Genomic DNA, 605 nt, shown 5'->3' on the forward strand with positions numbered 1-605 from the left:
TCCAACAAACGCTGCCCAAAGGGTTCGGTTAAAATCGTTTTATGTTTTGTTAAGGAGTATTTGCTTAGAATGACTAGGCGGCACACTCCTTGCCTCACCTAAAACGATTTTATCTCGAACAAAATTTAACCACGAAAGGTCAACAGACCCTAATAAAGCTCTTCGAAAGTAAGCGCATTTAGGTCGCAAACACTATAGATTTCATTGGTGACTGGTTCCGTTTGTGTTGTAGGGTACGTGAATACTTTGAGTGGGGCGTCCAAATTACAAGCTAAGCTTTCAAGAGAAATGAGCAGAAGGGGAGACGGGTGAAATGAGTGTACTTTTGATTGCCATATCGTCACTTCATCACCTTGAAACTCGGTACTCAGATCCAGCTTCACTCGAATATCTTGCAAAGAATGTTGTTGGTGTTTGGAATCTAATAGCACAGCTTCAAAAACAAAGTGTCCTTCGGCGTCAGATTGCGTCGAGTCAGAAGCAACACCCTTGAAAACAATCGTCCTTTCTATATTGATGCCCTCGACGGGCTTGCCATTTAAATGCAAATAGCCAGAAATATAAGGGCTTAAAATGCGCTCCATTTCTTATATACCCAAGTAACC

Annotated in this window: 1 protein-coding gene; it reads right to left on the reverse strand. The window is 41.8% G+C overall.

The genetic code is table 11. From position 1 onward, the window contains the following. Positions 1 to 149: 149 nt before the first annotated feature. On the reverse strand, positions 150 to 584 hold the full coding sequence (locus tag VHA02S_RS25045) for a DUF6795 domain-containing protein (RefSeq protein ID WP_009697191.1): 435 nt from the start codon (positions 582 to 584) through the stop codon (positions 150 to 152). Positions 585 to 605 lie beyond the last annotated feature (21 nt).

Origin of the sequence: Vibrio harveyi NBRC 15634 = ATCC 14126 = KCTC 12724, assembly GCF_001591145.1 — a bacterium.
GTDB classification, from domain to species: Bacteria; Pseudomonadota; Gammaproteobacteria; order Enterobacterales; family Vibrionaceae; genus Vibrio; species Vibrio harveyi.

Coding starts and splice junctions, on each gene's coding strand:
- VHA02S_RS25045 (WP_009697191.1), bottom strand. CDS start 584: ATGGAGCGCATTTTAAGCCCTTATATTTCTGGCTATTTGCATTTAAAT.